Origin of the sequence: Simplicispira suum, from assembly GCF_003008595.1 — a bacterium.
GTDB lineage: Bacteria > Pseudomonadota > Gammaproteobacteria > Burkholderiales > Burkholderiaceae_C > Simplicispira > Simplicispira suum.
The window spans coordinates 1506964-1530387 of the sequence record NZ_CP027669.1; the positions used below are offsets into that span (position 1 = coordinate 1506964).

Here is a 23424-nt window from a genome sequence, read left to right on the forward strand (position 1 = left end):
CAGCGCTTACTGAATAAGCGCTGGAGGCCAATTTAACCTATAAAACTAAACACGGAGAGAGTAGCCCATGCCCCGGTGCGTGACGATGTAGTCCGTCGCCGGGTCCACCTCGCGCAGCTTGGCGCGCAGCGTCTTGATGTGGGTGTCCACCGTGCGGTCGGTGCTTTCGCTGTCGTCGCCCCAGGCGGCAGACAGCAAGGCGTCGCGCGTATGGATGCGGCCCGCGCCCGCCAGCAGACAGGACAGCAGCCGGTACTCCCGCCGCGTGAGCGGGAGCGCCTGGTTGTGCAGAAGAATGCGCTGGCCGCTGCGGTCGGCGTAAAAAGTCGCGCTTGGCGCCGGGGGCTGGGCCGGTGGGGACGTGGAGGACGGCGGCGCGGCCGCACGGCGCAGCAAGGCGCGGGCCCGCGCTGCCAGTTCGCGCGGGCTGAACGGTTTGGCCAGGTAGTCGTCGGCGCCCAGCTCCAGGCCCAGCACGCGGTCCAGTTCCTCGCCGTGGGCGCTCAGCATCAGCACGGGGGTGTGGCCGGCGGCGCGCACTTCGCGGCACAGGTCCAGGCCGCTGCCGTCGGGCAGGCCCACATCCAGCACCAGCAGGTCAAAGCCGCCTGCGCTCCAGAGGCTGCGCGCGTCCTGCAGCAGCAGGCTGTGCGTCACCTGGAGGCCTTCGCGCTCGAGCGCGTAGGCGACCGTCCGGGCAATGGCCGGGTCGTCTTCTAGCAACAGGACCTGCGCCGCCATAGGGAGTCAGCTGCCCACGAGCACGGGGAAAATCTTTGTCAGGCCGCCCGCCATCACTTCGACGGCCAGCGCCGCCAGAATCAGGCCCATCAGCCGCGTCATCACGTTGATGCCGGTCTTGCCAAGCACGCGCGCAATCGGGTCGGCCAGCGAAAAGCAAATCCAGGTGGCCAGCGCGATCACCAGGCCGTAGCCGACCAGCGCACCGTGCTGCAAGAAGGTTTGCGCGTCGTTGGCGTAAATCACCACGGTGGACATCGAGGCCGGGCCGGTCAGCAGCGGGATGGTGAGCGGCACCACGGCAATGCTGTCGCCAGCGGCGGCTTTCTCGGCCCCTTCTTCCAGCTCGTTGGTGGCTGGCTTGGCCTCGGCCGGCTGGGCGTTGAGCATGTTCATCGCGCTGATGAGCAGCAGCAAACCGCCGCCCACCTGAAAGCTTGGCAGCGAAATGTTGAAGAACTCCAGAATCTGCAAGCCCAACAGCGCGCAGGCGGCAATCACGCAAAACGCGCTGAACGCCGCCGTACGGATGGTGCGTTTGCGCTGGGCCTCGGAAAACCCCTGCGTGTAGTGAATGAAAAACGGGACGATGGCCAGCGGATTGACGATGGCCAGCAGGGTGACGAGGGGTTTCAGGTCCATGCCAAGCTTTTTAGAAGTTGTTGAGAGTCTCACTCGGCGCCGCTGAACTTTTGCAAGCACCCGCTTGACGGGTGCCATTTTTGGCACCTGAGAGTCTGCAAAAAATGCGGTAGTGTGCGCGTGGCGCGAGTTTGCCGCATTTCGCCCACCCACCTGTGTCCCCTACCCGCAGGAATGTCGTGCCAGAACTACTTGCGGCGTTCGATAGCACGGGCTCGGCCAGTTTGCATGGTCGCTCCATCGACTCGCGTAGAGTGATGCCAGACATCTCCAGGAGAACGTGATGACCGAGCCCAGCCAACTTCTCCATTCCCCCGATGGCTTTGCCTGCCCAGCCTGGTGCGTGCAGCCCGAAGGCACGCCACGCGGCGGCATGGTGGTGCTACCCGAAATTTTTGGCGTGAATGCACACATACGCGCCATCACCACGCGGTTCGCCGGGCGTGGCTACGCCGCAGTGGCACCAGACACGTTTGCCCGCGCACAGGCCGGTGTGGAGCTGGGATACGGGGAGGGCGACGTGGCCGCCGGGCGCAAGCTCAAGGCGGCCGTCGAGCGCCTGCCCGAAGCGTTGGTTCTGGGCGACATCCAGGCCGCCATCGACCACGCAGCAGCGCTCTCGGGCGGCAAAGTGGGACTGGTGGGTTTTTGCTGGGGCGGCCTGCTGGCCTGGCGCGCCGCCTGCGAGTTGCAAGGACTGGCGGCCGTGGCTTGCTATTACGGCGGGGGCATGACGGGCGAGGCAGAAATGGCGCGCAGCCCCCGCTGCCCGGTGATTGCCCATTTCGGCGCACACGACGCCCACATTCCGCAAAAGGGCGTGCAAGCCTTCGCGCGTGCGCACCCCGAGGTGCAGGTGCAGCTGTACGACGCAGGCCACGGTTTCAACTGCGATCAGCGGGCCTCCTACGACGAGGCCGCAGCGCAGGTCGCGCGCGAGCGCACGCTGGCATTGTTTGCCCGCTGCGTCGGCTGAGCCTGCGCACAGGCGGACGGCACATCGCACAACGCCGATTTGCAACTGGCGACGCGTTGTGTGACGATGCGTTGCCTACTGCAACATCATGTCAGACTTGCCCCCCAGAACTCGCCTGCCACGGCTGCGCTGATATCGCAGCTCACGCCCGCTTTGCGCATGGCAGGCATGGGCGCGTGGCTGGTGGATTTCGAGCGCGCCGAAGTCTCTTTTGATGCCTTGCTGCTGGAATTGCTGGGGGCTGAACCGACGGACCCCATCCATTTGTGCACATCCGCATGGCAGGCACTGGTGCACCCGGACGACGCGGCGCGCCAGCGCGCGCACTGGGACCAATGCCTGCGCGGCGAGCGCGACGAATACATCATGGAGCACCGGCTGCGCCGCCGCGACGGCGGCTGGCTGTGCTGCCTGTTTCGAGCCCAGGTGCAAGGCCGCTCGCCCCAGGGCCTGGCGCGTGGCCTGGTGGGGACCTACCAGGAATGCGGATATGGGCAGCGCAACCGCGACGACCTGCAGGTCGCTGCCAGCGTGTTCACGCACGCGCGCGAAGGCATCAGCATCACCGACCCGTCCGGGAAAATCATTGACGTGAACGAGGCGTTCACGCGCATCACTGGCTACGCACGCGAAGAAATCATAGGGCGCAACCCACGCATCCTGCAGTCGGGCCGGCAATCGCCCGAGTTTTACGCAGCCATGTGGAAAGCCATCTCCACCCGTGGCCACTGGACGGGTGAAATCTGGAACCGGCGCAAGGATGGCTCGCTGTTCCTCGAAGTGATCACCATCAGCGCGGTACGCAACGCCCAAGGCGTCTTGCAGCATTACGTGGCGGTGTTCACCGATGTCACGTCCGAGCGCGCCACCGAGCGGCAACTCGAGAGCATCGCGCATTTCGACGTCCTCACCGAACTGCCCAACCGGGTGCTGCTGTTTGACCGGCTGCGCCAGTTCATGGTGCATTGCCAGCGCCGCTCATCGTCGCTGGCCGTGGCGTTTCTTGATCTCGATGGGTTCAAGGCGGTCAATGACCAATATGGCAGCGCAGTGGGCGACCAGTTGCTGATTGCCCTGTCCCGCCGCATGAGCGAAGCGCTGCGCGAGGGCGATACGCTGGCACGCGTCGGGGGCGACGAATTCGTGGCCGTGCTGGTGGACCTGGAAAAGAGCGAAGACTACGAACCCATTCTGGAGCGCCTCTTGAGCGCAGCCGCGAAGCCCGTGGCACTGGGGCGCCACACGCTGCAGGTCTCGGCCAGCATTGGCGTGACGCTTTTTCCGCGCGACTTGGCCGACGCAGAGCAATTGCTGCGCCATGCCGACCATGCGATGTACCAGGCCAAGCAGGCCGGCAAGAACCGCGTTGCGGTGTTCGACGTGGCCCACGATGCGGCCCAGGCCAGCCAGCGCCAGAACCTGGCCGATGTGCGCACCGCGTACGAGCAAAACCAGTTGGTGCTGTATTACCAGCCCAAGGTCAACCTGAAGACGGGCGAGGTGGTGGGCGCCGAAGCCTTGATCCGCTGGCAGCATCCCGAGCGTGGACTGGTTCCACCTGGCCAGTTTCTACCGATCATTGAAAACCACGTACTCAGCAACGTGGTGGGCGAATGGGTGATTGCCACTGCACTGCGCCAGATGTCGCAATGGCACGCCGCCGGCCTGAAGATCAAGGTCAGCGTCAACGTGGGCGCGCGCCAGCTGCTCGACACCGGTTTTGCGCAAAGCCTGGAAGCCCTGCTGGCCGCCCAGCGGGATGTCGCGCCCGACTGCCTGGAACTGGAGATTCTCGAGAGCAGCGCGCTGGAAGACATGGCACAGGTCTCCGAGCTGATGCGCCGCTGCCAGGCGCTGGGTGTGCGCTTTGCTCTGGACGACTTTGGCACGGGTTTTTCCTCGCTCACCTACATGCGGCGCCTGCCGGCCGAAGTGATCAAGATCGATCAAAGCTTTGTGCGCGACCTGCTGAGCGACGCCGACGATCTGGCCATCGTGCAAGGCGTCATTGGCCTGGCCAAGGCGTTCCGGCGCGAAGTCATCGCCGAGGGCGTGGAAACCTTGGAACACGGCAAAGTGCTGCTCGCGCTTGGGTGCGAGCTGGCACAGGGCTATGGCATTGCCCGGCCGATGCCCGCCGAGTCGCTGCCCGCCTGGACCCAGACCTGGGCTGCCGAGCGCGGCCCCAAACCGACGGCTCCGCCCGCACCGCCGCGCCCACGCGTTTGAGCGCGCACCGCCAAGCGCGGGGGCAGCGGACGCGTGTCAGGCCGCAGCCGGCGTGTGCGCCGAACGCGCAGCCACGCCTGCACCCACCATGCCGGCCGACATCACCCCCAGCACCAGGGCCAGCGCGGCTCCATAGAACACGGTGCTCGTCATGCCGCGATCGAGCAGCGCACCAAACACTGGCGCCGCCACCGAAAACCCCAGATCCAGGCCCGAATACACCGTGCCATACACCCGGCCAGTGGCGCCCGGCGGCGCGGCGCGCTTGATCAGCATGTCGCGCGACGGGCCTGCAACGCCGGTGCCGGCGCCGGCAATGGCCGCGATCCACAAGGCGGCCATGCCCGGCAAGAGGCCGGTGCCCACCAGTGCCAGAAGCACGGCTCCAGCACACATGGCGATGGCAATGGTGCGCTCCAGCCGCTCGACGCGCGAGACCAGGAACCCGCCGGCCACCATGCCGGCCGCGCCAAACAGCATGTAGCCGGTGATGACCAAGGCCGTGAGGTTCAGCGGCAGGCCGTACATGCTGCCCAGCGCCGGGCTGGCAAAACTCTGCATGGCGGCCAGCGCGCAGGTGCTGAAGAAGAAGAAGGAGAAGCACAGCCACACCGAGGGCAGCCGCAAAAACGCCATCGGATGCTCAGGCTTGGCCTGCCCGGCGCCAGAGGGCGCGGCATGCACCCAGTCGCCCTGGCTGTCGTCCACGGCGTCGCGGTTCCACCAAAGCACCGCCAGCACCAGCAGGGCCACGCCACAGGCGGCAAAGCAGGCCGTGCGCCAGGAGCCCGTGGCGCTGGCAATGCCGGCCATGAACACCGGCGCAGCAGCCCAGCCCAGGTTGCCGGTAATGCCGTGCACCGAAAACGCATGGCCCAGGCGCGCTTGCGAGACGCGCTTGTTCATGATGGTGAAGTCCACCGGGTGAAACGAGGCGTTCCCCAGTCCGGCCAGCGCCGAGGCGACGGCCAGGCCGAAGTAGCCGGGCGCCAGCGCTGCGGCCAGGGCGGCGGCGGCAAAACAGCCCACCGAGAAAAACAGGACGGGGCGCGCACCTACCTTGTCGACCAGGAACCCGGCCGACGCCTGGCCGATCGCGGAGATGACGAAAAATATCGACACCAGCAAGCCCAGCTCGGAATAGTTGAGCGAGAAGTCGCTGATCAGCCACGGAAACAGCGGCGGCAGCAGCATGTGGAAGAAGTGCGAAGTGGCGTGCGCCATGCCGATCAGGCCGATGGTGCGCGCATCCTGGCGCAGCGGTACGGCGGCACTGGCGTGGGGTGCGGTGGTTTCCATGGCTGGCATATTAGTCCTTGGCGCTTCAAAGCGAGGGCAGCGCCCCGGCGCGGCGGTGCAGTCTGGCTTGGGCTGGGATGGCGCCATCGAGCTTGATCCGCGTCAAAGTCCGAAAGATCCTGGCAAGCACAATAACCCTAAATATTTTGTGTATTTAATGCAAAGGTTTCCATGAAAGCGCTGACCGATCTTTTTTCTACCGATTACGGACTGATGAGCATCGTGGGCATTGCCATGATGGTCGTGGGCATCATTGCTTTCGCCATCGTGATTCGCAGGAAGATGAACGAGCCGCCGCGCGACCCGCAATAGAAAGGCAACGGGCACCAGGAAGCGCCGTCCCTGTAGCGCCGGATCACAGGTCCTGTGCGATGCGCCAGCGCGAAATCTGTCCATGGATTTCAAGGTTTTTTGGCCTCTACCGCTTTCCACATATACGCTTTCAGCTCTTGTTTTCATAGCAAATTAGCTGCTCGCCGTAGCAGACGGCGCCACAAAACGGCTATCGTGGCGTCAGCATGCATCGCCTCACCCATTTCTACGAACCCCGCCTGGGCCACGGCCTGCCGCATGACCCGTTCAACGCCATCGTCGGGCCGCGCCCCATTGGCTGGATATCGAGCTGCGCGGCCGACGGCACCGCCAACCTCGCGCCTTACAGCTTTTTCAACGCCTTCAACTACACACCGCCCATCATTGGCTTTGCCAGCCTTGAAGAAAAGGACACGCTGCGCAACGTGCGCGCTACGGGCGAGTTTGTCTGGAACCTGGCGACCCGGCAGCTGGCCGAGGCGATGAACGCCAGCAGTGCCTCTGTGCCACCCGAGGTGGACGAGTTCGCCCTTGCCGCGCTCGATAGTCTGCCGTCGCGGCTGGTGGACGCGCCGCGCGTCGCACTCTCGCCGGTGCATTTCGAGTGCCGCGTGAGCCAGATCGTGCAACTGCAGTCGGCGCTGGGTGAGGCCGTAAACACCTGGCTGGTGCTGGGTGAAGTGGTGGCGGTGCATATCGACGCGGCCCTGCTGCCTGGCGGCGTGTACGACACCGCAGCGGCCCAGCCCATCCTGCGCGGCGGTGGACCTGCCGACTATTTCTCGATCGGCAAAGAGCAACTCTTTCGCATGAAACGGCCGCGCTAGATGGGCCCGCATTGGCTATCCCTTGCCCTGTTCTTGGGCGGCCTGGTGGCGCTGGTGCTGGGCGCCGATGCGCTGGTGCGCGGTGCCTCCAAGCTGGCGCTGGCGCTTGGCATCTCGCCACTGGTGGTGGGGCTGACCGTGGTGGCGTTTGGTACCAGCGCACCCGAAATGGCCGTATCAGCCAGTTCGGTGATCGGCGGGCAAACCGGGCTGGCATTGGGCAACGTGGTTGGCAGCAACATTTTCAACCTGCTGTTCATCCTGGGCTTGAGCGCGCTGGTGGTGCCGCTGGCCGTGCACCAGCAAATCATCCGCCAGGAAATGCCGGGGCTGATCGGCATCACGGTTCTGCTGTTGTTTCTTGCGCAAGATGGCAACTTGAGCATGGGCGATGGCGCGCTGCTGCTGGCCTGCCTGCTGATCTATACCGTGGCCCTGGTGTGGCAGTCACGCCGCCTGAACCGCGCGCTGGCGCTGAGCGCAAACACCCCTGCCGGACTGCCGCAGCCGGGCAGCACCCGCGCCTGGGACGCACGCCTGCCGGTGCAGCTGGCGCTGATCGCTGCCGGGCTGGCGCTGCTGGTGCTGGGCTCCCACTGGCTGGTGACCGCCTCGGTGGCCTTCGCCCGCTCGCTGGGCGTGAGCGAACTGGTCATCGGCCTGACGATTGTGGCTGCAGGCACGTCCATGCCCGAAGTCGCCACCTCCATCGCGGCGGCACTCAAGGGTGAACGCGACATTGCCGTGGGCAACGTGGTCGGCAGCTGCACCTTCAATCTGCTGGGCTGCCTGGGGCTGTCCGGTGTGCTCGCCGGCAGTGCGGGTTTGCCCGTGGCGCAAAGCCTGCTGGAGTTCGACCTCTGGGTCATGCTGGCCGCCACGCTGGTCTGCCTGCCGCTGTTCTTTACCGGCCACGAAATTTCGCGCCTGGAGGGCGCCCTGCTGCTGATCGGGTTTGCGCTGTACCTTGCCTATGTGTTGCTCGCAGCGCGCGGCACGCCAGGCCTGCTGGCGCCGCAGACCGTGCTGTGGGGCGTGGCGGCGCCCATGGTGGTGGCGGCGCTGCTGGCATCGATGCGGCGCTCGGGCAGGGGGCTGCCGCGCTAGCGAACGCGCGCTCGCACGCCCGTGCGTGAGCGCGCTGATCCACCCGGCTCGCGCTGCCTTGCTCAGCCCGCCTCGACCATCGCTTAAGGCTTCTCAGCGCGGCGCTTCCTCCGACAAGCAAGAACTTGCAATTCCCGGTACCCTGAACACACCGATTCCCGGAGTTCCAAGGAGCTCAGCATGAACCGCACTGTTTCGCCCGACGCACCGAATTCGCTGCCCCGCCGCCGCATGCTCACCGGAAGCGCCAGCGCACTGGCAGCGGCAGGCTTGGCCGGCTGGAGCAGCGGCGCACTGGCTCAGACCGCAGCCGCAGCGGCGCCCAAGCCGCTGCCCGCCTATGTCGACTGGAAGAACGCCAAGGCGCTCATCGTGCACAGCAACAACACCATGGAGACCAAACGCTCCGCCTACGGCACCAGCGTCATCACGCCTAGCGACCAGCTCTATGTGCGCAACAACCTGCCACCACCCAACCCGTCCATCCTCGACGACCGGGACGCGTGGACCGTCGCGATCGAAGGGGTGAAGAACCCGCGCACGCTGACGGTGGGCGAACTCAAGGGCATGGGGCTGGAGACGACCGCCATGGTGCTGCAATGCTCGGGCAACGGCCGTGGCTACTTCCCATCGAAACCCAGTGGCACGCTCTGGACCGTGGGGGCTGCGGGCTGCGTGGTCTGGAGCGGCGTGCCGGTGCGGGCTGTCGTGGAAGCCCTCGGCGGCGTTGCTGCCGGCAACCCCTACATGACCGGCACGGGTGGCGAAGTGCTCCCCGAGGGCCTGGATCCCAAGTCCATCATGGTCGAGCGCTCCGTACCGACTGCGGCCATGGAAGACGCCCTGCTGGCATGGGAACTCAATGGCGAGCCGATTCCCCTGGCCCATGGCGGACCATTGCGCTTGATTGTTCCGGGCTTCACCGGTGTGAACAGCGTCAAGTACATCAAGCGGCTCGCCTTCACGCCCAAGGAGAGCGACGCGAAAATCATGGCGAGCAGCTACCGGCTGACCCCGCCGGGCGAAAAGGCCGGCCCCGACAAGCCGTCCATCCAGGACATGAGCGTGAAGTCGTGGATCAACAGCCCGCTGCCCGAAGACGGCACGCTGAAGGCCGGCAAGGCACTGATTGAGGGCATCGCGTTCGGTGGCATCACCGCAGTCAAGAGCGTCGAGGTATCCATCGACGGAGGCAAGAACTGGAAGCCCGCGCGATTTATTGGCCCGGACCTTGGCAAGTACGCCTGGCGCCAATTTGTGGCAGAAGTGGAGCTTCCCGCAGGCACCCATACCCTGGCAAGCCGGGCAACCGATGTGAAGGGCCTGATCCAGCCCGAAGCCCGTGTGGAGAACGTACGCGGCTACAACAACACGAGCTGGTCAGACCACGCCATCACCGTGACTGTCGCCTGAGGCCCTGTCGTTCAGGCACCCCGCTTGTCTGCCGAGTCGAGACAGCGGGGATTTTCCTTTCGTTTTTTGGCGCGCTATCGCAACGTCCCATGACTCCCCTCTTTTTTCTCGCCGTTCACCGCAGCTTTCACTGTCTCGTCCGGACGACGGCGATGCCCTTGCTGGCGTTTGCTGCCGCGATCGTGCTTGCCACACCAGCCATTGCGGCCGACGATGCTGCCCAGATGACCCTGGGAAAGCAGCTCTTCATCAGCGGCACAGCCCCCCTCGTGCGCCGTGTGCCACACGCTCCAGGACGCCGGAACCGAAGGCGCCATCGGCCCGATCCTCGATGATCTCAAGCCGACCGCTGCGCGGGTCAAGAAGGCTGTCATGGAAGGCGTCGGCGTCATGCCTTCCTTCGCGCAAAAGCTGACGGCAGCGCAGATCGACGCCTTGGCCTTGTACGTTTCACGCGCAAGCGGTGGCAGCCACTAGGGCCCGATTTATTGCCCCTGCAGCCGCAGGCCCACTCCACACAAGCCGTCTTGGGGCGCACGCGCCCACTGCTCCAGCCAGGCCCACAGCTTCTGCACGTCATCGTGCCCAGAGCGCTGCAGCCCATGGTCTGCGTCTGAAAAAATTCTGGCGCAATAAGGCGCCTTGCGGTTTTCCGTGAGTCCCCTGAAGCGCTGGTAGGCCGCCTGCGGCACCAGCGCATCCTGTTCGCCCCACACCTGCAGCAGCGGCCAGGGCGCGGCGAGCAAGGGCTGCGCCAGTGGCCACTGCCAGAGTTCGCGCCAGTAGCGCAGGCTGCGGCCCTCGTGCACGGTGGTGTCGGGAAGCGGGCCGGCCTGGGCGCGTTCCAGCGCCTGCAGTGAGGCGCTAGCGCCCCACTGCGCCGCTTGCAGCGCCAGGGCGTCGCGGGGGTCGAGGCCGCTGGAGCCGATCACCACGAGGCCGGCCAGATGGGGAATTTCCGGCGCCAGCGCAGGCAAGAGTTCTGCGCCTTCCGAAATGCCCAGCAAGAGCTGCGGCAATGGCCGTGCACCCGCCCGATCGCGGGCATCGGCGCGCAGCGCCGCAATGGCGTGGGCGCGCCAGGCGACGAGGGCATCGGCCTGCACAAAGTCGTCAGAGCACCGATCGGCCGGCGTGCTGGCCTGCGCATCGACCCAGGGCTTGTGCAGCACCAGCACCTCGGCGTGCAGCAGTCCGGCAAAGTAGCGCTCGGCGATGGCTGCCATGCCGGCGCAGCCCGAGCCAGGAACCACGATGACGCGGTAGCGCGCCGGCGCCACGCGCGCGGGGCGCTCCAGGGCCGTGAGCATGAAGCCATCGGCTGCGGGAAGTGGCCGAGCGACGAAGGTGCTGCCGATGGGCGCTTTCCCCACCATGGGCGGCGAACGATCGCTGGGGTGGGGTGCCGGCACCGCGCAAGCCCACAGGCCGGCACAAACCAGCGCCAGCCCTGCCCTGCGACCGCGTGCAAAGGCCCGCGCGAAGCGGGCCTGGAGCGCAGCCGGCGGCAGGCCCATGCCGTGCAATTCAGGCGCTCACCTCAGAATAATGACCTGCTCCGGCGGGGCTTCCCGCACCGGTTCGCCGCCCTGCGGCATGGGCATGGGCTGGCCCCGGCGCACGCCGCGCGACAGGTTCGCATCGGTGTAGCCCAGTTGCCCGGCCAGCTGCTGGTACACGTCGTTCGCCAGGCTGATGGAGGTTTCCTTCATCACCTTGGAGCGGTTCGGCGGCGCAATGTCGCCCCGGTTCGACAGGATCTTGGTGTCGTTGCCCGCGCCCTGGGCCGAGAACGCTGCCTTGATCTCATAGGTCTTGGTGTCGATCAGCGAAAAGTCGGCCAGCAGCTGCAGGCCGTACTGGCGCGTGGCGCTGCTGGTGCCTTGCAGCGGCGAGAGCGCGTCGGTGAACTCGATGCTGGAGACCACGCCAAACAGCACATAGTCGGCGCCCTTGAACTCGCCTTTCTTGAGGCGGGCGATGACATCGGTGACGTCGTTCTGGCGCACCGGCTTGGCCATCTTGCCACCTTGCACCTGGTTGAGCACCTGCTCGGCCTTGGAGTTTTGCGGCGCGCCGGCGTCAAAGCCCCGGCCCTGCACCAGCTTGAAGTAAGTGCCCTGCAGAATGGCGCCCTTGATGTCGTTGGTGTAGCCGCCGAGTTCGCGCATCTCGATGTAGCTGTAGCGCCCTGCGACGTAGGTGCCGCTGGCCTGCTCCGACGCCTGCATGGACTGCTGGCCCGAGTGCGAGCCCGAACCGCTGTACGGCCCATGGCTGTAGCCGCCGCTGTGGCTGCCCTGCGCGCTCATCTGGCTGCTGCGCTGGTACTGGCCGGCCATGAAGTATTCGGACACCTGCTGGGCGTAGGCCAGGTCGGTCACCGCAATGCGCGGCGCCGCGTTTTGGGCGTGGGCGGTTGCGCCCCAGGCCAGGGCGGTGGCGGCCAGCACGGACAGGGCCGCGTTCAGGGTGGTTCTGCGTTGCATGCTAAGGCTCCTTATGAGCTGTATTTGAATGATGAGCTGCGCTGCTTACCATCCGCAACGCATATAACTGGCGCGGCCCTTCGAGGGACGCCGCGCAAGGGCCGCCCCGCCGGGCTGGCGTCGTCCCCCTTCCCGGCGAAGCCGAGAGAAGGGGGAAGGCGCGCAGCGCCTAAGGGGGATGTCACCTCGTACTCGTTTTGCGAATTTCCTTCTCGTCCTGCCATTCGATCGTGCCCTCTTCCACATCAAACAGCTTGAGCGTGAACTTGTAGAACACGTCCTTGGTGGAGGCGCTTTGCTTGACGATGCTGGTCAGCTCGCCTTCCATGCTGTAGCGCGCAGCGGTCATGTTGCCGATCTTGGCGGTGCTGTTCTGCTTGTACAGGCCGCTCTGGTTCTGGCGCTGCAGTTCGTCCACGCCGGCCTGCATTTCCTTGATGGAGCGCACAAAGCGCACCTTGCCCGATTTGACCAGCGCGGTCTGGATCGAGTTCATGACGTTGGTGGTGTCGATGTACTCGCTGGTCTTGTTCTTCACCGTCGAAATCGTGACCGTCGGGCGGCCCTGGAAGATGCCGGTTTCCAGCAGGCTGCCGGTCATTTTCTCGGCAATCATCTGCAAGTCGGTCGAGCCGAACTCGTTGGTGACCAGCTCCACGCCCTTGGCGTCGCCGTAGTTGACCTGGCGGTCAAAGCGAATCACAGGGGACGAGAGGTTCTGGCAACCGGCCAGCAGCAGCGTGGCGGCGGCCAGGCTCAGGGCAAGGTGTCGGCGGAAACTTTTGTTCATGGTGTGTTCTCCTGCATGGCGCAATGTTTTAGCGCGTTTCTACGTTCATCTCGATACGAAAATCCTGCGCGGCGCTGGTCGGGGCCACGCTTTTCACGGTCTGCTGGCCCAGGCCCAATACCGCCATCTGCTTCCACGATTCGCCATCGCCCACCTGGTTGCCGACGTTGTCGAGCCAGCGAAAGCGGTAGAACACGGTGCGGTCGCTGCGGCCCATGTTGGCCATGTCGGCCTGCACGACCAGGATGTCGTTCTTGCGCACGATGCGGATCTCGCGCACGGCAATGTTGTTGGCTTCACCGCGCAGGGCCACCTTGCCAGCCACGGCGATTGGTGTGGCCGGGTCGTGCATCTGGGCCTGGACGGCGCCCGAGAGCGCCAGGAATGCCGCGCTGGCGGCGAGAAGGGTGCGTGCGAGCATGGCGCGGGCTCCTTGGAGGGGTTGTGTCGTGAAAAGTCGCATGGGCTTTACTGCGCAGCGCTGGCGGCTGCGGGTTTGCTGCTGCGGCGTTTCTGCGTTTTCTGTGGTTTGGTGGGCGCTTGCGCAGCAGGGGCTGCGGCGGCCGGCGTGGGCGCAGCAGCCGACACGGCGGCCAGGCTGCCGATGGTGGCCACCTTGCCCATCAGCACGGTGTTGTTGTACAGGCGCATGGGCACCAGTGCGTACTGGCCGTCGATCTGCACCGGTTCGGGCAGGGGGCGGCCGTTCACGCTCAGCTGGTGCGTGCCCGGCGGCAGGTAGCCGCGCGCCACATACACCCGGCCCGGCAGCATGCGCCACATGCGGTCGTCCGCCTGTTCGGTGGCCACCGAGGCCACGGCGCCCAAAATGCCCCCGATCAAGCCACCGTTCTTTTGCAGCTGGTCCTGCAGCACGCCTTTGGCGACGGCGCGGGTGAAACCGCGCAGCACCATGCCGGGCATCTCGTCCTTGAGGGCGCGGCGCGCCATCACGTTGACGTCAACGATTTTTTCCAGCTTGAAGTCGTAACCGGCGGCAGATATCTGCCCCAGCGCTGCGTCGGTCGAGGGCTCGATGACGGGGTAGGAAATGCTCACCGTGACCATGCCACGCCCGGTCGGTACCGGCAGCGTGAAGGCCTTGGGCTTGCGCGCCGGAGCGTCGCCCGCTTCCACCAGGAACAAGACGTCCGTCATGCGCTGGCGGCGCTTCCAGGTGAAGCTGGTGCGGCTGTCCAGGCCGCGCAGGCCTTCTTCGAGCACACCCGTTTCGGGCTTGAGCTCAATGGCCTTGCGGTAGCCGGGCGCAGCCAGGCCAGACTCACCCAGCACTTCGTACAAATAACCAGCGAGGTAGTGCGAGAGCGCGTTGGAATAACCGTTCTTGAGTGCCAGCACCTCGGGATCGTTGAGTGTTTCCACCGGGTAGCCATTGAGTTCCTTGCCGGCCGAGCTGGCGCCCTTGGCCTTGGCTTCTTCTTCGGCAGCGAGGGTTTCCTTGGCACGGAACTCGGCAATCACCGCTTCGCGCTCGTGCGTGCGCTTGATGTCGACGCGCGCATTCTCCAGATCGCCCACGGCCACGCGATTGAGCGCCAGCGTGGTGGTGAGCCAGACCTTTTCGTAGTCCTGGCCTTCGTAGACCTTGAGACGCTCGCTGATCAGCGCCGCACCGACCGTGCCCATCAGTTTTTGCGGATCGGTCTTGGCCGACTCTTCCCAGGCCTTGACCCGAATGTCGGCCAACAGGAAGGCGTTGGTGCTGTCTTCGTAGCGGTTGTTCATGCGCAGCAGCTCGCCACGCTCCAGGTTGTAGAGCAGCTCGGTGCGTTCGGCGTCGGTGGTGGCAGAAGCTTCCAGACGCGCGAGGGCCGCTGGAATGCCGCCGTTGTTGCCGGCGGTCTGCATTTCGGTCGCCAGCTTGTCGTGGCTTTGCATGTTGGCGCAACCGGCCAGGGCCAGTGCGAGCGCCAATGGGGCGAGGATGCGCATGCGCGAGGGTTGTGAAAAAACCATGGGTTCCTCAAGTTTCGTTGTCAGTCCAGAGGTTCTCCACGGCTGCACAGCGGGCATGGCCTTCCTCCTCCTTGGTGCGGCGCGCTGACTGCACGCTCTCCACATTTCTGCTGGTCCCGCCCAAGTCTCGGCGCCACCAGCCGCGAGAAATGTAGCAAATGCCAGGCTCACCGTCCGAAGTATCCGCGTGCGCGGTGCCCTGCTGTCGGTTCCGCGGCCAATTGGCGGGAGTTAGCGTGTCGTATGTCACGCCGTTCGATGCGATAAAGCCACACCGTGCGATCGCCTGCGAGCTTGAGTGTGGCGACCGCCACGGCTTCGGGCACGGCAAACTCCAGGCTGACGAGCCAGGTTCCGTCTTCCATCTCGGTCTGTGCCTTGGCGAGGGCCCGCGCCATGCTCTCCGGGCGCTGGAACAGGTAGACCAGGGCATAACTGGCCCAGTCGGCCTCCCAGATATCGCCCCGGCGCACGTACGCCCAGGGGCAGCGCCAGGCACACAGCCACTGCAGCAATCGGCTGCGCTCGATGCCCTCGAAGTGCGCTTCGGGATAGGCCTGGCGCAGGGCGATCAGCCCATCGCCCAGGCCGCAGCCGGCGTCCAGCAAGCGCGCTCCCACGGGCAAGGGCGCGGCGGCGCCCAGCGCGGACAAGGCGCCACGCGGCGTAGGGAACAGGGGCGCGTCGCGCCAGGCGCCCAGCGGGTACACCAGCAGCAAAAGCGCCAGCGGCGCCAGCCAGACCCAACCGGCCACAGGGGCGGCGTCCGAGAGCAGCAGCGCCAGCGGAAAGCCTGCGGCGAGCAGCGCGCGGCGCCACCAGCCCACCGCCCAGGGGCTGGCCGCAACGGGCAAGGCGCAGGCCAGCAGCAGCGCCCAGAGCGCAGGAAGATAGCGCCCCAACACCAGATAAAGCAGCCACGCCGCGCCCCAGGCCAGCAAGGCCGGCAGCGGCCAGGGCAGTGATTTCATGGCGGCGGCACTGCGCAGGAGCGTTGGCTCAGCGCCCGCGCAAGCGGTCTATCAGGCCGTTCAGCGCGTCGAGCGAGCCGAAAGAGATCGCCAGTTCGCCCATTTCTTCCATGCGGCCGCCGCGCTTGACGCGCTTTTTCACGCGCACCTCGACTTCGGCCATCAAGAGGTCAGAGAGCTCTTCTTCGACACGCTTCAAGTCGCGCGATTTTTCCTTTTTGGGCTTTTGCGGCACCAGGTTGAAGTCGGCGCCTATACGCCGCACCAGCGATTCGGCCTCGCGCACCGAGAGCTTCTTTCCCGCAATCTGGTTGCCGGCCGTGATCTGCGCGGCGCGGTCCAGCGAGAGCAGCGCACGGGCGTGGCCCATGTCGATGTCGCCGGCCATCAGCATGGTCTGCACCGGTTCGGCCAGATTCAACAGGCGCAACAGGTTGCTGGCGGCGCTGCGCGAACGCCCCACCGCCTGCGCTGCCTGCTCGTGCGTCAGGCCAAACTCGCGCACCAGGCGCGAGAGGCCCTGCGCTTCTTCCAGCGGATTCAAGTCTTCGCGCTGGATGTTTTCAATCAGCGCCATGGCAGCGGCGGCCTCGTCGGGCACGTCGCGCACCAGCACGGGAATGCTGTCGAGCCCCGCCAGGCGGGCCGCGCGAAAGCGCCGCTCGCCAGCAATGATTTCGTACTGGCCGGCATTCTCGCCACTGACCAGGCGCCGCACCAGCACCGGCTGCATGATGCCCTGCGCCTTGATGGACTCGGCCAGTTCGTACAGCGCGCCTTCGTCCATGCGCGTGCGCGGCTGGTACACGCCGGGCACCAGGGCCGACAGCGGCAGGCTGCTGGGCGCGCCGTCGGTCGGCTCGGTGTTGACGCGTTCTGCCACTTTCGGTCCGAGCAGCGCTTCCAGGCCGCGGCCCAGGCCTTTGGGTTTCTTGGTCACCATGGTCTCTCAGTCCTTCATAAGTGTGTGCAGCAGGGCCTGGCCTTCAGGCCACTCCCCCAGGCCCGATTCGGCATTGATGTGGCCGCACTCGCCACAGTCGACCATGCGCGCACCCCAGGCCTGCGCCAACTGCGCGGCGCGGCCAAAGCGGCAATACGGGTCGTTGCGGCTGGCCACCAGCACGGCCGGAAACGGCAGCACCTGGCTGGCAATGGGCGCCCAGCCTGGCAGCAGCAAAGCCAGCTCGGCCCGCTCCACGTCGCCCGGCGCCACCAGCAGCGCGCCACGCACCTTGCCCGTGTGCTGCGAATGCGCCGCCCACCAGGCCGCCAGGATGCACCCCAGGCTGTGCGCCACCAGCACGACCGGCCCGTGGGTATCCACCACCACCTCATCGAGCCGGGCGCACCAGTCGCCGCGCAGCGGCTGCATCCAGTCGTGCTGCTCCACACGCCGGTAGCCGTGCTTCGCTTCCCACAGGGTCTGCCAATGCCCTGCATCGGAGCTTTGCCAGCCCGGCAGGATCAGAACGTTGCCGGGCGACATTGCTCTTCTTTCAATAGCTGCTTGCGCTTATGTATCAAGCGCTAGAGGCCGATTTGACTTGTATTTTTGACTGTTCGACCGGCGCCATGCGCTGCACGCGCTCGACCATCTCGCGGGCGAAGTCGACAAAGGCGATGCTGCCCTTGGCGTTCGGATCAAATACCACGCCGGGCAGGCCGTAGCTGGGTGCTTCGGCCAGGCGGACGTTGCGCGGGATCACGGTGTCGAACACCTTGTCGCCAAAGTGGCCGCGCAATTGCTCGCTGACCTGGCTTTGCAGCGTAATGCGCGGATCGAACATCACGCGCAAGAGGCCGATGATCTGCAGGTCCGGGTTGAGGTTGGCGTGCACCTGCTTGATGGTGTTGACCAGATCGGTCAGGCCTTCGAGCGCAAAGTATTCGCACTGCATGGGAACGATGACGCCGTGGGCGCTGCACAGGCCGTTGAGCGTGAGCATGGAGAGCGATGGCGGGCAATCGATGAGCACAAAGTCGTAGTCGGCCTGCACCTCGGCCAGTGCCGACTTGAGGCGCTTTTCCCGCCGCTCGATGTCGACCAGCTCCACTTCGGCGCCGGCCAGCTCGCGGTTGGCTCCCAGCAATTGGTAGCCGCACTTTTCTGCCGACACCGCCGCCTCGCGCACCGAGGCCGACTCGAGCAGCACGTCGTACACGGTGAGTTCCAGCTTGCGTTTGTCCACGCCCGAGCCCATGGTGGCATTGCCCTGCGGGTCCAGATCGACCAGCAGCACACGCTGACCAATGCGCGCCAGGCCGGCGGCGAGGTTCACCGAGGTGGTGGTCTTGCCGACCCCGCCCTTCTGGTTGGCGATGCAAAAAATGCGCGCCATCAGAGATCCAGCCCGGTGCGGATGGCACGGGCCGCATGCGGATGGGCTGACAGAGTGGCAACCGGGCCGAATTTTGCAATGCCGAACATGGCGTCCCCGCAAGTAGCTAAGGGCCTGAGTTTACGTGAGCGCATCGGGCGCTCCGGCAGGGTTGGCGCCATGGCGCATCCAGACGATGCAGCGCTCGGCATCGAGACCCGGCACGCGCAGTGGTTCCACGTGAAACACCTCCACGCCGCCTGGCAGCGCGGCCAATTCCTCGGCCGGGTGCTTGCCCTTCATGGCCAGCCAGATTCCACCAGGAGCCAGCGCCGCCTGCGACCATGCCGTAAAGTCTGTGAGCGAGGCAAAAGCCCGGCTGCTGACGATATCAAACGACCCGGCAAGCGATTCAACGCGTGCATGCACCCCGCGCAAGTTGGGCAAGCGCAAGCTGACCGCCACCTGCTGCACGAAGGCCGCCTTCTTGGCCACCGTGTCGACGCACTGCACGGCAAGTTCCGGCAAGCAGATGGCAAACACCACGCCCGGCAAGCCGCCGCCCGAACCCACATCCAGCAAAGTCGACGCGGCCTGCCCGGCACCGGCCTGCGCGGCCAACTGGCGCTGCAACGCCGGCACCGCCGCCAGGCTGTCGAGCAAGTGGTGGGTCAGCATGTCGCCGGGTTCCCGTACCGCAGTGAGGTTGTAGACCCGGTTCCACTTTTGCAGCAACGCCAGAAAATCCAGCAACTGGCCGATCTGCCCGTCGCTCAGATTCAAACCCAAGGAACGAACGCCCGCAGCCAGGGCAGCTTGCAGAGACTGGCTCACGCCTGGGCCCCGGCCTTGCCGGGCGCCGTGGTCTTGAACCCGCCCTTCTTCAAGTGCACCAGCAGCAGCGAAATGCTGGCCGGAGTAATGCCGGCAATGCGCGACGCCTGACCCAGTGTTTCGGGCCGGTGGCGCGCCAGGTTCTGGCGCGCTTCAATGCTCAGCGCCGTCACTTGCAGATAGTCGATGGATTCGGGCAAACGCAGGTGCTCAAAGTGCGCGGCGCGCTCCACCTCACCCTGTTGGCGCTCAATGTAGCCGGCGTACTTGGCAGCAATTTCTACCTGCTCCACCACCGCCTCGCTCAAGTCGCCCAGTGTTTCACGTGAAACCTCGGCCGTGGCAAAGCGCCCGCCATCCATACCCACCAAGCTTGCATAAGCCACGTTGGGCCGGCGCAGCAACTCGAACAGGTTGTGCTCGTGTTCAATGCTTTTGCCGAGCACGCGCTCGGATTCGCTCGCCACCAGGTTGCGCGGGTTGACCCAGGTGTCCTTGAGGCGCTGCGTCTCGCGCAGTACGGCCTCGCGTTTGCGGCTGAAGGATTCCCAGCGTGCATCGTCCACCAGTCCCATCTGGCGCCCGACTTCGGTCAAGCGCATGTCGGCGTTGTCTTCGCGCAGTTGCAGGCGGAACTCGGCCCGGCTGGTGAACATGCGGTAGGGCTCGGTGACCCCCTGGGTGATCAGGTCGTCCACCAGCACACCCAGGTAGGCCTGGTCGCGTGCCGGCAGCCACGGCGACTCGCCCCGGCAGGCCAGCGCGGCGTTGGCCCCGGCAAACAGGCCCTGGGCCGCAGCCTCTTCGTAGCCCGTGGTGCCGTTGATCTGGCCAGCAAAATACAGACCGGCGATTTGCTGCGTTTCAAAGCTGCTCTTGAGCGAGCGCGGATCAAAGTAGTCGTATTCAATGGCGTAGCCAGGGCGCAGGATGTGCGCGTTTTCCAGCCCTTGCATGCTGCGCACCAAGGCCAGCTGGATGTCAAACGGCAGGCTGGTGCTGATGCCATTGGGGTAGAACTCGTTCGTCGTCAGCCCCTCGGGTTCCAGAAAAATCTGGTGGCTGTCCTTGTCAGCGAAACGATTGATCTTGTCTTCCACGCTGGGGCAATAGCGCGGCCCCACGCCTTCGATCTTGCCGGTGAACATGGGGCTGCGGTCAAAGCCGCTGCGAATGATTTCGTGCGTGCGCAGGTTGGTATTGGTGATCCAGCACGGCACCTGGCGCGGATGCATGGCCGCGCCGCCATGGGCGTGCGCCATGAAGCTGAACACCGGCACGCGGCCTTCGTTCACGCCGCCCGGCATGCCGTCGCCGGGTTGCTGCTGGCATTTCGAGAAATCGATGCTGCGCCCATCGATGCGCGGCGGCGTACCGGTCTTGAGCCGCGCCTGCGGCAGTTGGAGTTCCTTGAGCCGCCCCGAGAGGCTCACCGCCGGCGGATCGCCCGCGCGGCCAGCGGCGTAGTTGGAAAGCCCGACATGGATCTTTCCGTCAAGAAACGTCCCCGCCGTCAGCACCACCGTGCGGCTGCGAAAGCGCAGGCCAATCTGCGTGACCGCCCCCACCACGCGGTCGCCCTCCACCATCAAATCGTCTACCGCCTGCTGGAACAGCCAGAGCTTGGGCTGGTTCTCGACCATGCGGCGAATGGCTGCCTTGTAGAGCACGCGGTCCGCTTGTGCACGGGTGGCGCGCACCGCAGGGCCCTTGCTGGAATTGAGAATGCGAAACTGGATGCCGGCCTCGTCCGTTGCCAGCGCCATGGCGCCGCCCAGCGCATCCACCTCTTTCACCAGGTGGCCTTTGCCGATGCCGCCGATCGATGGGTTGCAACTCATCTGCCCCAGCGTCTCGATGTTGTGCGTGAGCAGCAGCGTGCGCGCGCCCATGCGCGCCGCAGCCAGCGCGGCCTCGGTGCCGGCGTGGCCGCCGCCGACCACGATCACATCAAATTCTTGGGGATACAACATAAAACGCCACAGCCGCAGGGCCGCAGTCCAAGCAAGACAAAGGGGGCGATTTTCCCACCTTTGGCGCAAAGGCACTGGGTGCAGTGTCTCTGGCCGCTTCTTGTTCCACGTGAAACACCGCCGCATTCCAGGGCCATGCCGAGTTCACAGGATTCGTGTTGCAGGCCTGTGCTTCAATGGCGCGCATGAAAATTCTCGTCTTCGCGGGCAGTACCCGCCAACAATCGTACAACCGGCGCCTGGCACAGCAAGCTGCGGGCATGGCCCGCGCTGCCGGTGCCGAGGTCACGCTACTGGAACTGGCCGACCTCGACATCCCCATGTACAACGCCGACCTCGAAGCGCGCGGCACACCGCCCGACGTGCTGCGCCTCAAGCGGCTGATGTGGGAGCACCCAGGCTGGATCATCTGCTCGCCCGAATACAACGGCAGCTACACCGCGCTGCTCAAGAACACCATCGACTGGGCGTCGAGCCCCGTGGCGGCAGACTCCGAATGGCAGGACGGCGTGAAGCCCTTTCGCGGCAAGGTGGTGGGCCTGCTCAGCGCGTCCAATGGGCGCCTGGGCGGCCTGCGCTCGCAAAGCCATTTGGCGCCGTTGCTGCTCCTGCTCGAATGCTGGCTGGCGCCGCGCGCCTACGCGCTGGCCGGAGCGGCCAGCGCCTTCGACGCGGACGGCGCGCTGACACAAGCAGAGCAGCGGGCGGGCGTGCAAGGCGTGGTCGATCAGGTGCTGTGGGCAACGCAGCGGCTGCACACCGAACCACGCTGAGAAATTTAAGCAAAATGAGCCTCTGGCGCTTGTTGCACAATCGCCAGCAGCTATCAAAATCATAGGCGGATAAACCCATGGATTGCCGCCCCGGCTGCGGCGCCTGTTGCACCGCCCCATCGATCTCCAGTGCCATCCCCGGCATGCCGCAGGGCAAGCCGGCTGGCCTGCCCTGCGTGCAACTGGGCAGCGACCAGCGCTGCCTGATTTTTGGCCATCCTGAGCGCCCTGCCGTCTGCGCCAGCCTGCAAGCCGAGCCCCCAATGTGCGGCAGCGACCGCACGCATGCGATGGCGTTTCTCATGCGGCTGGAAGTGCTGACCTGTCCCTAGACATCATGGTCGCCGCCAGAAGGTAGGCGGCCGGTCTCCACCATCGTAGATTGCGTCCAAGGACGTAGCGCTACATGCTGTGACTTGCGTCGTCAGCAACACAAGGAGACCGACCATGAAAGAGCGTAGCAAGATTCATGTGGGCTTGGACGTCCACAAGGACAGCATCAGCATCGCAGCGGCCGAGTCCGGCCGAATGCCTGGGCGACTAATAGGCAAGGTCACGCACGATGTGAACAAGCTGCTCAAAGTGCTGGCCAAGGTCGGCAACGCCGATCAATTGCACATCGTGTACGAGGCCGGGCCTACCGGCTTTGGCCTTCAGCGTGCCTTGCACAGCAGGGGCTACCTGTGCGAGATCATCGCCCCCTCGCAGATCCCGCGACGTCCAGGCGATCGAGTCAAGACCGACGGGCGTGACAGCGTTCAATTGGCCGAGTGCTCTCGAGCTGGCCAGCTGAGCGCCGTATGGATTCCCGAACCAGAAGACGAAGCGATCCGTGACCTCTCACGGGCACGCGAAGACGCGGTCAACAGCCGCGTCCAGGCCCGCCACCAACTCAAGGGCTTTCTCCTGCGTCACGACGTGCGCTACACCGGCAAGACCTCGTGGTGCGGCGCCTACTACCGCTGGCTAGGGACGCTGAACTTTGGCGTTGGTGCCGCGCAGACAGCGTTCACTGAATACTGGCAAGCCGTCACCGCTGCAGATGATCGCGTTGAGCGCTTGACCAAGGCGTTGGAGAGCTCAATCACTGGCTGGCGCTTTGAGCCGGTGGTTGGTGCGCTGCAGGCACTGCGCGGTGTCGCCGCGATCACGGCGATTGGCCTGGTGGCAGAGATTGGAGACCTGGGGCGCTTTGCCCATCCACGCAAGCTCATGGGCTATCTTGGACTGACTCCGTCAGAACATTCCAGTGGCGAGCGCACAAGCCGCGGCAGCATCACCAAGACGGGCAACGCGCATGCACGCCGGCTGCTTACCGAAGCTGCCTGGAACTACCGTTTCAAGGCGCGCATCGGCAAACAAGCGCAGATTCGACAACAAGCGCTGTCCGAGCCGATACGAAGAATGGCCTGGACGGCGCAGTTGCGGCTGACACAGCGCTTTGCTGCGTTGAATGCGCGTGGCTTGCAGGTCAACAAAGCCTGCATAGCAGTTGCAAGGGAGCTGGCAGGCTTCATCTGGGCCATCGGCATGCAGGCGCAGCGCGAGCATGGTCAGGCAAACTGAAAGGACATAACACGCAACAGGATCGATCTGGCGATGCGATACGAGCAACGATAGGGCAACCCTCGGAACTCCTATAAGGGCACCGCAAGGCAGATCCCCGACCCTAGAGCGAGGCAGGCCCGCGACGAATCGATGAAGTGCTGGTAACCAATCCGCGGATATGAGTCTGATTCATCGTCGCTGC

At 65.3% G+C, this 23424-nt stretch carries 24 protein-coding genes; 10 read left to right on the forward strand and 14 right to left on the reverse strand.

What is annotated here, in order from left to right; translation table 11 throughout:
* Positions 1-45: 45 nt before the first annotated feature.
* Both creB and C6571_RS07125 read right to left on the reverse strand, forming a co-directional pair.
* Positions 46-741, reverse strand: a complete 696-nt coding sequence (gene creB / locus C6571_RS07120; RefSeq protein ID WP_106446074.1) for a two-component system response regulator CreB — start codon at positions 739-741, stop codon at positions 46-48.
* Positions 742-747: 6 nt separating this feature from the next.
* Positions 748-1383 (reverse strand): MarC family protein, encoded by a 636-nt coding sequence (locus C6571_RS07125; protein WP_106446075.1) that lies wholly within the window; start codon positions 1381-1383, stop codon positions 748-750.
* Between the two features lie 283 nt (positions 1384-1666).
* On the opposite strand from C6571_RS07125, the gene C6571_RS07130 reads away from it, so the two are divergent.
* Together C6571_RS07130 and C6571_RS07135 are read left to right on the forward strand one after the other, a co-directional pair.
* Positions 1667-2359: a dienelactone hydrolase family protein gene (locus C6571_RS07130; RefSeq protein ID WP_106446076.1), complete on the forward strand. Its 693-nt coding sequence runs from the start codon at positions 1667-1669 to the stop codon at positions 2357-2359.
* Between the two features lie 159 nt (positions 2360-2518).
* Positions 2519-4588 (forward strand): putative bifunctional diguanylate cyclase/phosphodiesterase, encoded by a 2070-nt coding sequence (locus tag C6571_RS07135; RefSeq protein WP_245901444.1) that lies wholly within the window; start codon positions 2519-2521, stop codon positions 4586-4588.
* Positions 4589-4624: 36 nt separating this feature from the next.
* Here the strand turns inward: C6571_RS07135 and C6571_RS07140 are convergent, their stop codons facing one another.
* On the reverse strand, positions 4625-5887 hold the full coding sequence (locus C6571_RS07140) for an MFS transporter (protein ID WP_106448096.1): 1263 nt from the start codon (positions 5885-5887) through the stop codon (positions 4625-4627).
* Positions 5888-6058: 171 nt separating this feature from the next.
* On the opposite strand from C6571_RS07140, the gene C6571_RS07145 reads away from it, so the two are divergent.
* The 5 genes from C6571_RS07145 (at position 6059) to C6571_RS20165 (ending at position 10023) form a co-directional block, all read left to right on the forward strand.
* Positions 6059-6199: a DUF3149 domain-containing protein gene (locus tag C6571_RS07145; RefSeq protein WP_106446078.1), complete on the forward strand. Its 141-nt coding sequence runs from the start codon at positions 6059-6061 to the stop codon at positions 6197-6199.
* Between the two features lie 206 nt (positions 6200-6405).
* On the forward strand, positions 6406-7026 hold the full coding sequence (locus C6571_RS07150) for a flavin reductase family protein (RefSeq protein ID WP_106446079.1): 621 nt from the start codon (positions 6406-6408) through the stop codon (positions 7024-7026).
* The gene (locus tag C6571_RS07155) at positions 7027-8133 is read left to right on the forward strand and encodes a calcium/sodium antiporter (RefSeq protein WP_106446080.1); all 1107 of its coding nucleotides are present in this window, start codon (positions 7027-7029) and stop codon (positions 8131-8133) included.
* Between the two features lie 180 nt (positions 8134-8313).
* Positions 8314-9546 carry a SorT family sulfite dehydrogenase catalytic subunit gene (gene sorT, locus C6571_RS07160; RefSeq protein ID WP_106446081.1) on the forward strand — a complete coding sequence of 411 codons (1233 nt, stop codon included), beginning with the start codon at positions 8314-8316 and terminating at the stop codon, positions 9544-9546.
* 276 nt (positions 9547-9822) lie between these two features.
* On the forward strand, positions 9823-10023 hold the full coding sequence (locus C6571_RS20165) for a c-type cytochrome (RefSeq protein ID WP_276329907.1): 201 nt from the start codon (positions 9823-9825) through the stop codon (positions 10021-10023).
* Between the two features lie 8 nt (positions 10024-10031).
* On the opposite strand, the gene C6571_RS07170 is transcribed toward C6571_RS20165, so the two are convergent.
* The 11 genes from C6571_RS07170 to mnmG form a co-directional block, all read right to left on the reverse strand.
* Positions 10032-11063 (reverse strand): universal stress protein, encoded by a 1032-nt coding sequence (locus C6571_RS07170; protein ID WP_245901446.1) that lies wholly within the window; start codon positions 11061-11063, stop codon positions 10032-10034.
* A gap of 18 nt (positions 11064-11081) precedes the next feature.
* The gene (locus C6571_RS07175) at positions 11082-12035 is read right to left on the reverse strand and encodes a hypothetical protein (protein ID WP_106446082.1); all 954 of its coding nucleotides are present in this window, start codon (positions 12033-12035) and stop codon (positions 11082-11084) included.
* 181 nt (positions 12036-12216) lie between these two features.
* Positions 12217-12825 carry a penicillin-binding protein activator LpoB gene (lpoB, locus tag C6571_RS07180; protein WP_106446083.1) on the reverse strand — a complete coding sequence of 203 codons (609 nt, stop codon included), beginning with the start codon at positions 12823-12825 and terminating at the stop codon, positions 12217-12219.
* Between the two features lie 28 nt (positions 12826-12853).
* Entirely contained in the window at positions 12854-13246 is a 393-nt protein-coding gene (locus tag C6571_RS07185; RefSeq protein WP_106446084.1) for a YcfL family putative periplasmic lipoprotein, read from the reverse strand.
* 47 nt (positions 13247-13293) lie between these two features.
* Positions 13294-14802 carry a COG3014 family protein gene (locus tag C6571_RS07190; RefSeq protein WP_106446085.1) on the reverse strand — a complete coding sequence of 503 codons (1509 nt, stop codon included), beginning with the start codon at positions 14800-14802 and terminating at the stop codon, positions 13294-13296.
* Positions 14803-14969: 167 nt separating this feature from the next.
* A complete protein-coding gene (locus C6571_RS07195) occupies positions 14970-15773 on the reverse strand; it encodes a class I SAM-dependent methyltransferase (protein ID WP_245901448.1) in 804 nt (267 codons plus the stop codon).
* Between the two features lie 28 nt (positions 15774-15801).
* The gene (locus tag C6571_RS07200; RefSeq protein ID WP_106446086.1) at positions 15802-16716 is read right to left on the reverse strand and encodes a ParB/RepB/Spo0J family partition protein; all 915 of its coding nucleotides are present in this window, start codon (positions 16714-16716) and stop codon (positions 15802-15804) included.
* A gap of 6 nt (positions 16717-16722) precedes the next feature.
* Positions 16723-17262 carry an RBBP9/YdeN family alpha/beta hydrolase gene (locus tag C6571_RS07205; protein ID WP_106446087.1) on the reverse strand — a complete coding sequence of 180 codons (540 nt, stop codon included), beginning with the start codon at positions 17260-17262 and terminating at the stop codon, positions 16723-16725.
* A 34-nt stretch (positions 17263-17296) separates the two neighbouring features.
* Positions 17297-18115 carry a ParA family protein gene (locus C6571_RS07210; protein WP_106446088.1) on the reverse strand — a complete coding sequence of 273 codons (819 nt, stop codon included), beginning with the start codon at positions 18113-18115 and terminating at the stop codon, positions 17297-17299.
* Between the two features lie 120 nt (positions 18116-18235).
* Positions 18236-18928: a 16S rRNA (guanine(527)-N(7))-methyltransferase RsmG gene (gene rsmG, locus C6571_RS07215; RefSeq protein WP_106446089.1), complete on the reverse strand. Its 693-nt coding sequence runs from the start codon at positions 18926-18928 to the stop codon at positions 18236-18238.
* Positions 18925-20901: a tRNA uridine-5-carboxymethylaminomethyl(34) synthesis enzyme MnmG gene (gene mnmG / locus C6571_RS07220; protein WP_106446090.1), complete on the reverse strand. Its 1977-nt coding sequence runs from the start codon at positions 20899-20901 to the stop codon at positions 18925-18927. The genes rsmG and mnmG overlap by 4 nt, the downstream gene beginning before the upstream one ends.
* 185 nt (positions 20902-21086) lie before the next feature.
* Between mnmG and C6571_RS07225 the strand changes: the two genes are divergently transcribed.
* The 3 genes from C6571_RS07225 to C6571_RS07235 all read left to right on the forward strand — a co-directional run bounded on the left by C6571_RS07225 (position 21087) and on the right by C6571_RS07235 (position 23240).
* Positions 21087-21674 carry an NADPH-dependent FMN reductase gene (locus C6571_RS07225; protein ID WP_106448098.1) on the forward strand — a complete coding sequence of 196 codons (588 nt, stop codon included), beginning with the start codon at positions 21087-21089 and terminating at the stop codon, positions 21672-21674.
* Between the two features lie 77 nt (positions 21675-21751).
* Entirely contained in the window at positions 21752-22006 is a 255-nt protein-coding gene (locus C6571_RS07230) for a YkgJ family cysteine cluster protein (RefSeq protein WP_106446091.1), read from the forward strand.
* A 115-nt stretch (positions 22007-22121) separates the two neighbouring features.
* A complete protein-coding gene (locus tag C6571_RS07235; protein WP_106446092.1) occupies positions 22122-23240 on the forward strand; it encodes an IS110 family RNA-guided transposase in 1119 nt (372 codons plus the stop codon).
* Positions 23241-23424 lie beyond the last annotated feature (184 nt).

Coding starts and splice junctions, on each gene's coding strand:
- C6571_RS07195 (WP_245901448.1), bottom strand. CDS start 15,773: ATGAAATCACTGCCCTGGCCGCTGCCGGCCTTGCTGGCCTGGGGCGCG.
- C6571_RS07135 (WP_245901444.1), top strand. CDS start 2,519: ATGGCAGGCATGGGCGCGTGGCTGGTGGATTTCGAGCGCGCCGAAGTC.
- C6571_RS07230 (WP_106446091.1), top strand. CDS start 21,752: ATGGATTGCCGCCCCGGCTGCGGCGCCTGTTGCACCGCCCCATCGATC.
- C6571_RS07185 (WP_106446084.1), bottom strand. CDS start 13,246: ATGCTCGCACGCACCCTTCTCGCCGCCAGCGCGGCATTCCTGGCGCTC.
- creB (WP_106446074.1), bottom strand. CDS start 741: ATGGCGGCGCAGGTCCTGTTGCTAGAAGACGACCCGGCCATTGCCCGG.
- C6571_RS07145 (WP_106446078.1), top strand. CDS start 6,059: ATGAAAGCGCTGACCGATCTTTTTTCTACCGATTACGGACTGATGAGC.
- C6571_RS07150 (WP_106446079.1), top strand. CDS start 6,406: ATGCATCGCCTCACCCATTTCTACGAACCCCGCCTGGGCCACGGCCTG.
- C6571_RS07170 (WP_245901446.1), bottom strand. CDS start 11,063: ATGGGCCTGCCGCCGGCTGCGCTCCAGGCCCGCTTCGCGCGGGCCTTT.
- C6571_RS07130 (WP_106446076.1), top strand. CDS start 1,667: ATGACCGAGCCCAGCCAACTTCTCCATTCCCCCGATGGCTTTGCCTGC.
- C6571_RS07155 (WP_106446080.1), top strand. CDS start 7,027: ATGGGCCCGCATTGGCTATCCCTTGCCCTGTTCTTGGGCGGCCTGGTG.
- lpoB (WP_106446083.1), bottom strand. CDS start 12,825: ATGAACAAAAGTTTCCGCCGACACCTTGCCCTGAGCCTGGCCGCCGCC.
- C6571_RS07210 (WP_106446088.1), bottom strand. CDS start 18,115: ATGGCGCGCATTTTTTGCATCGCCAACCAGAAGGGCGGGGTCGGCAAG.
- C6571_RS07200 (WP_106446086.1), bottom strand. CDS start 16,716: ATGGTGACCAAGAAACCCAAAGGCCTGGGCCGCGGCCTGGAAGCGCTG.
- C6571_RS07190 (WP_106446085.1), bottom strand. CDS start 14,802: ATGGTTTTTTCACAACCCTCGCGCATGCGCATCCTCGCCCCATTGGCG.
- C6571_RS07140 (WP_106448096.1), bottom strand. CDS start 5,887: ATGGAAACCACCGCACCCCACGCCAGTGCCGCCGTACCGCTGCGCCAG.
- C6571_RS07125 (WP_106446075.1), bottom strand. CDS start 1,383: ATGGACCTGAAACCCCTCGTCACCCTGCTGGCCATCGTCAATCCGCTG.
- mnmG (WP_106446090.1), bottom strand. CDS start 20,901: ATGTTGTATCCCCAAGAATTTGATGTGATCGTGGTCGGCGGCGGCCAC.
- C6571_RS07175 (WP_106446082.1), bottom strand. CDS start 12,035: ATGCAACGCAGAACCACCCTGAACGCGGCCCTGTCCGTGCTGGCCGCC.
- C6571_RS07205 (WP_106446087.1), bottom strand. CDS start 17,262: ATGTCGCCCGGCAACGTTCTGATCCTGCCGGGCTGGCAAAGCTCCGAT.
- sorT (WP_106446081.1), top strand. CDS start 8,314: ATGAACCGCACTGTTTCGCCCGACGCACCGAATTCGCTGCCCCGCCGC.
- C6571_RS07225 (WP_106448098.1), top strand. CDS start 21,087: ATGAAAATTCTCGTCTTCGCGGGCAGTACCCGCCAACAATCGTACAAC.
- C6571_RS07235 (WP_106446092.1), top strand. CDS start 22,122: ATGAAAGAGCGTAGCAAGATTCATGTGGGCTTGGACGTCCACAAGGAC.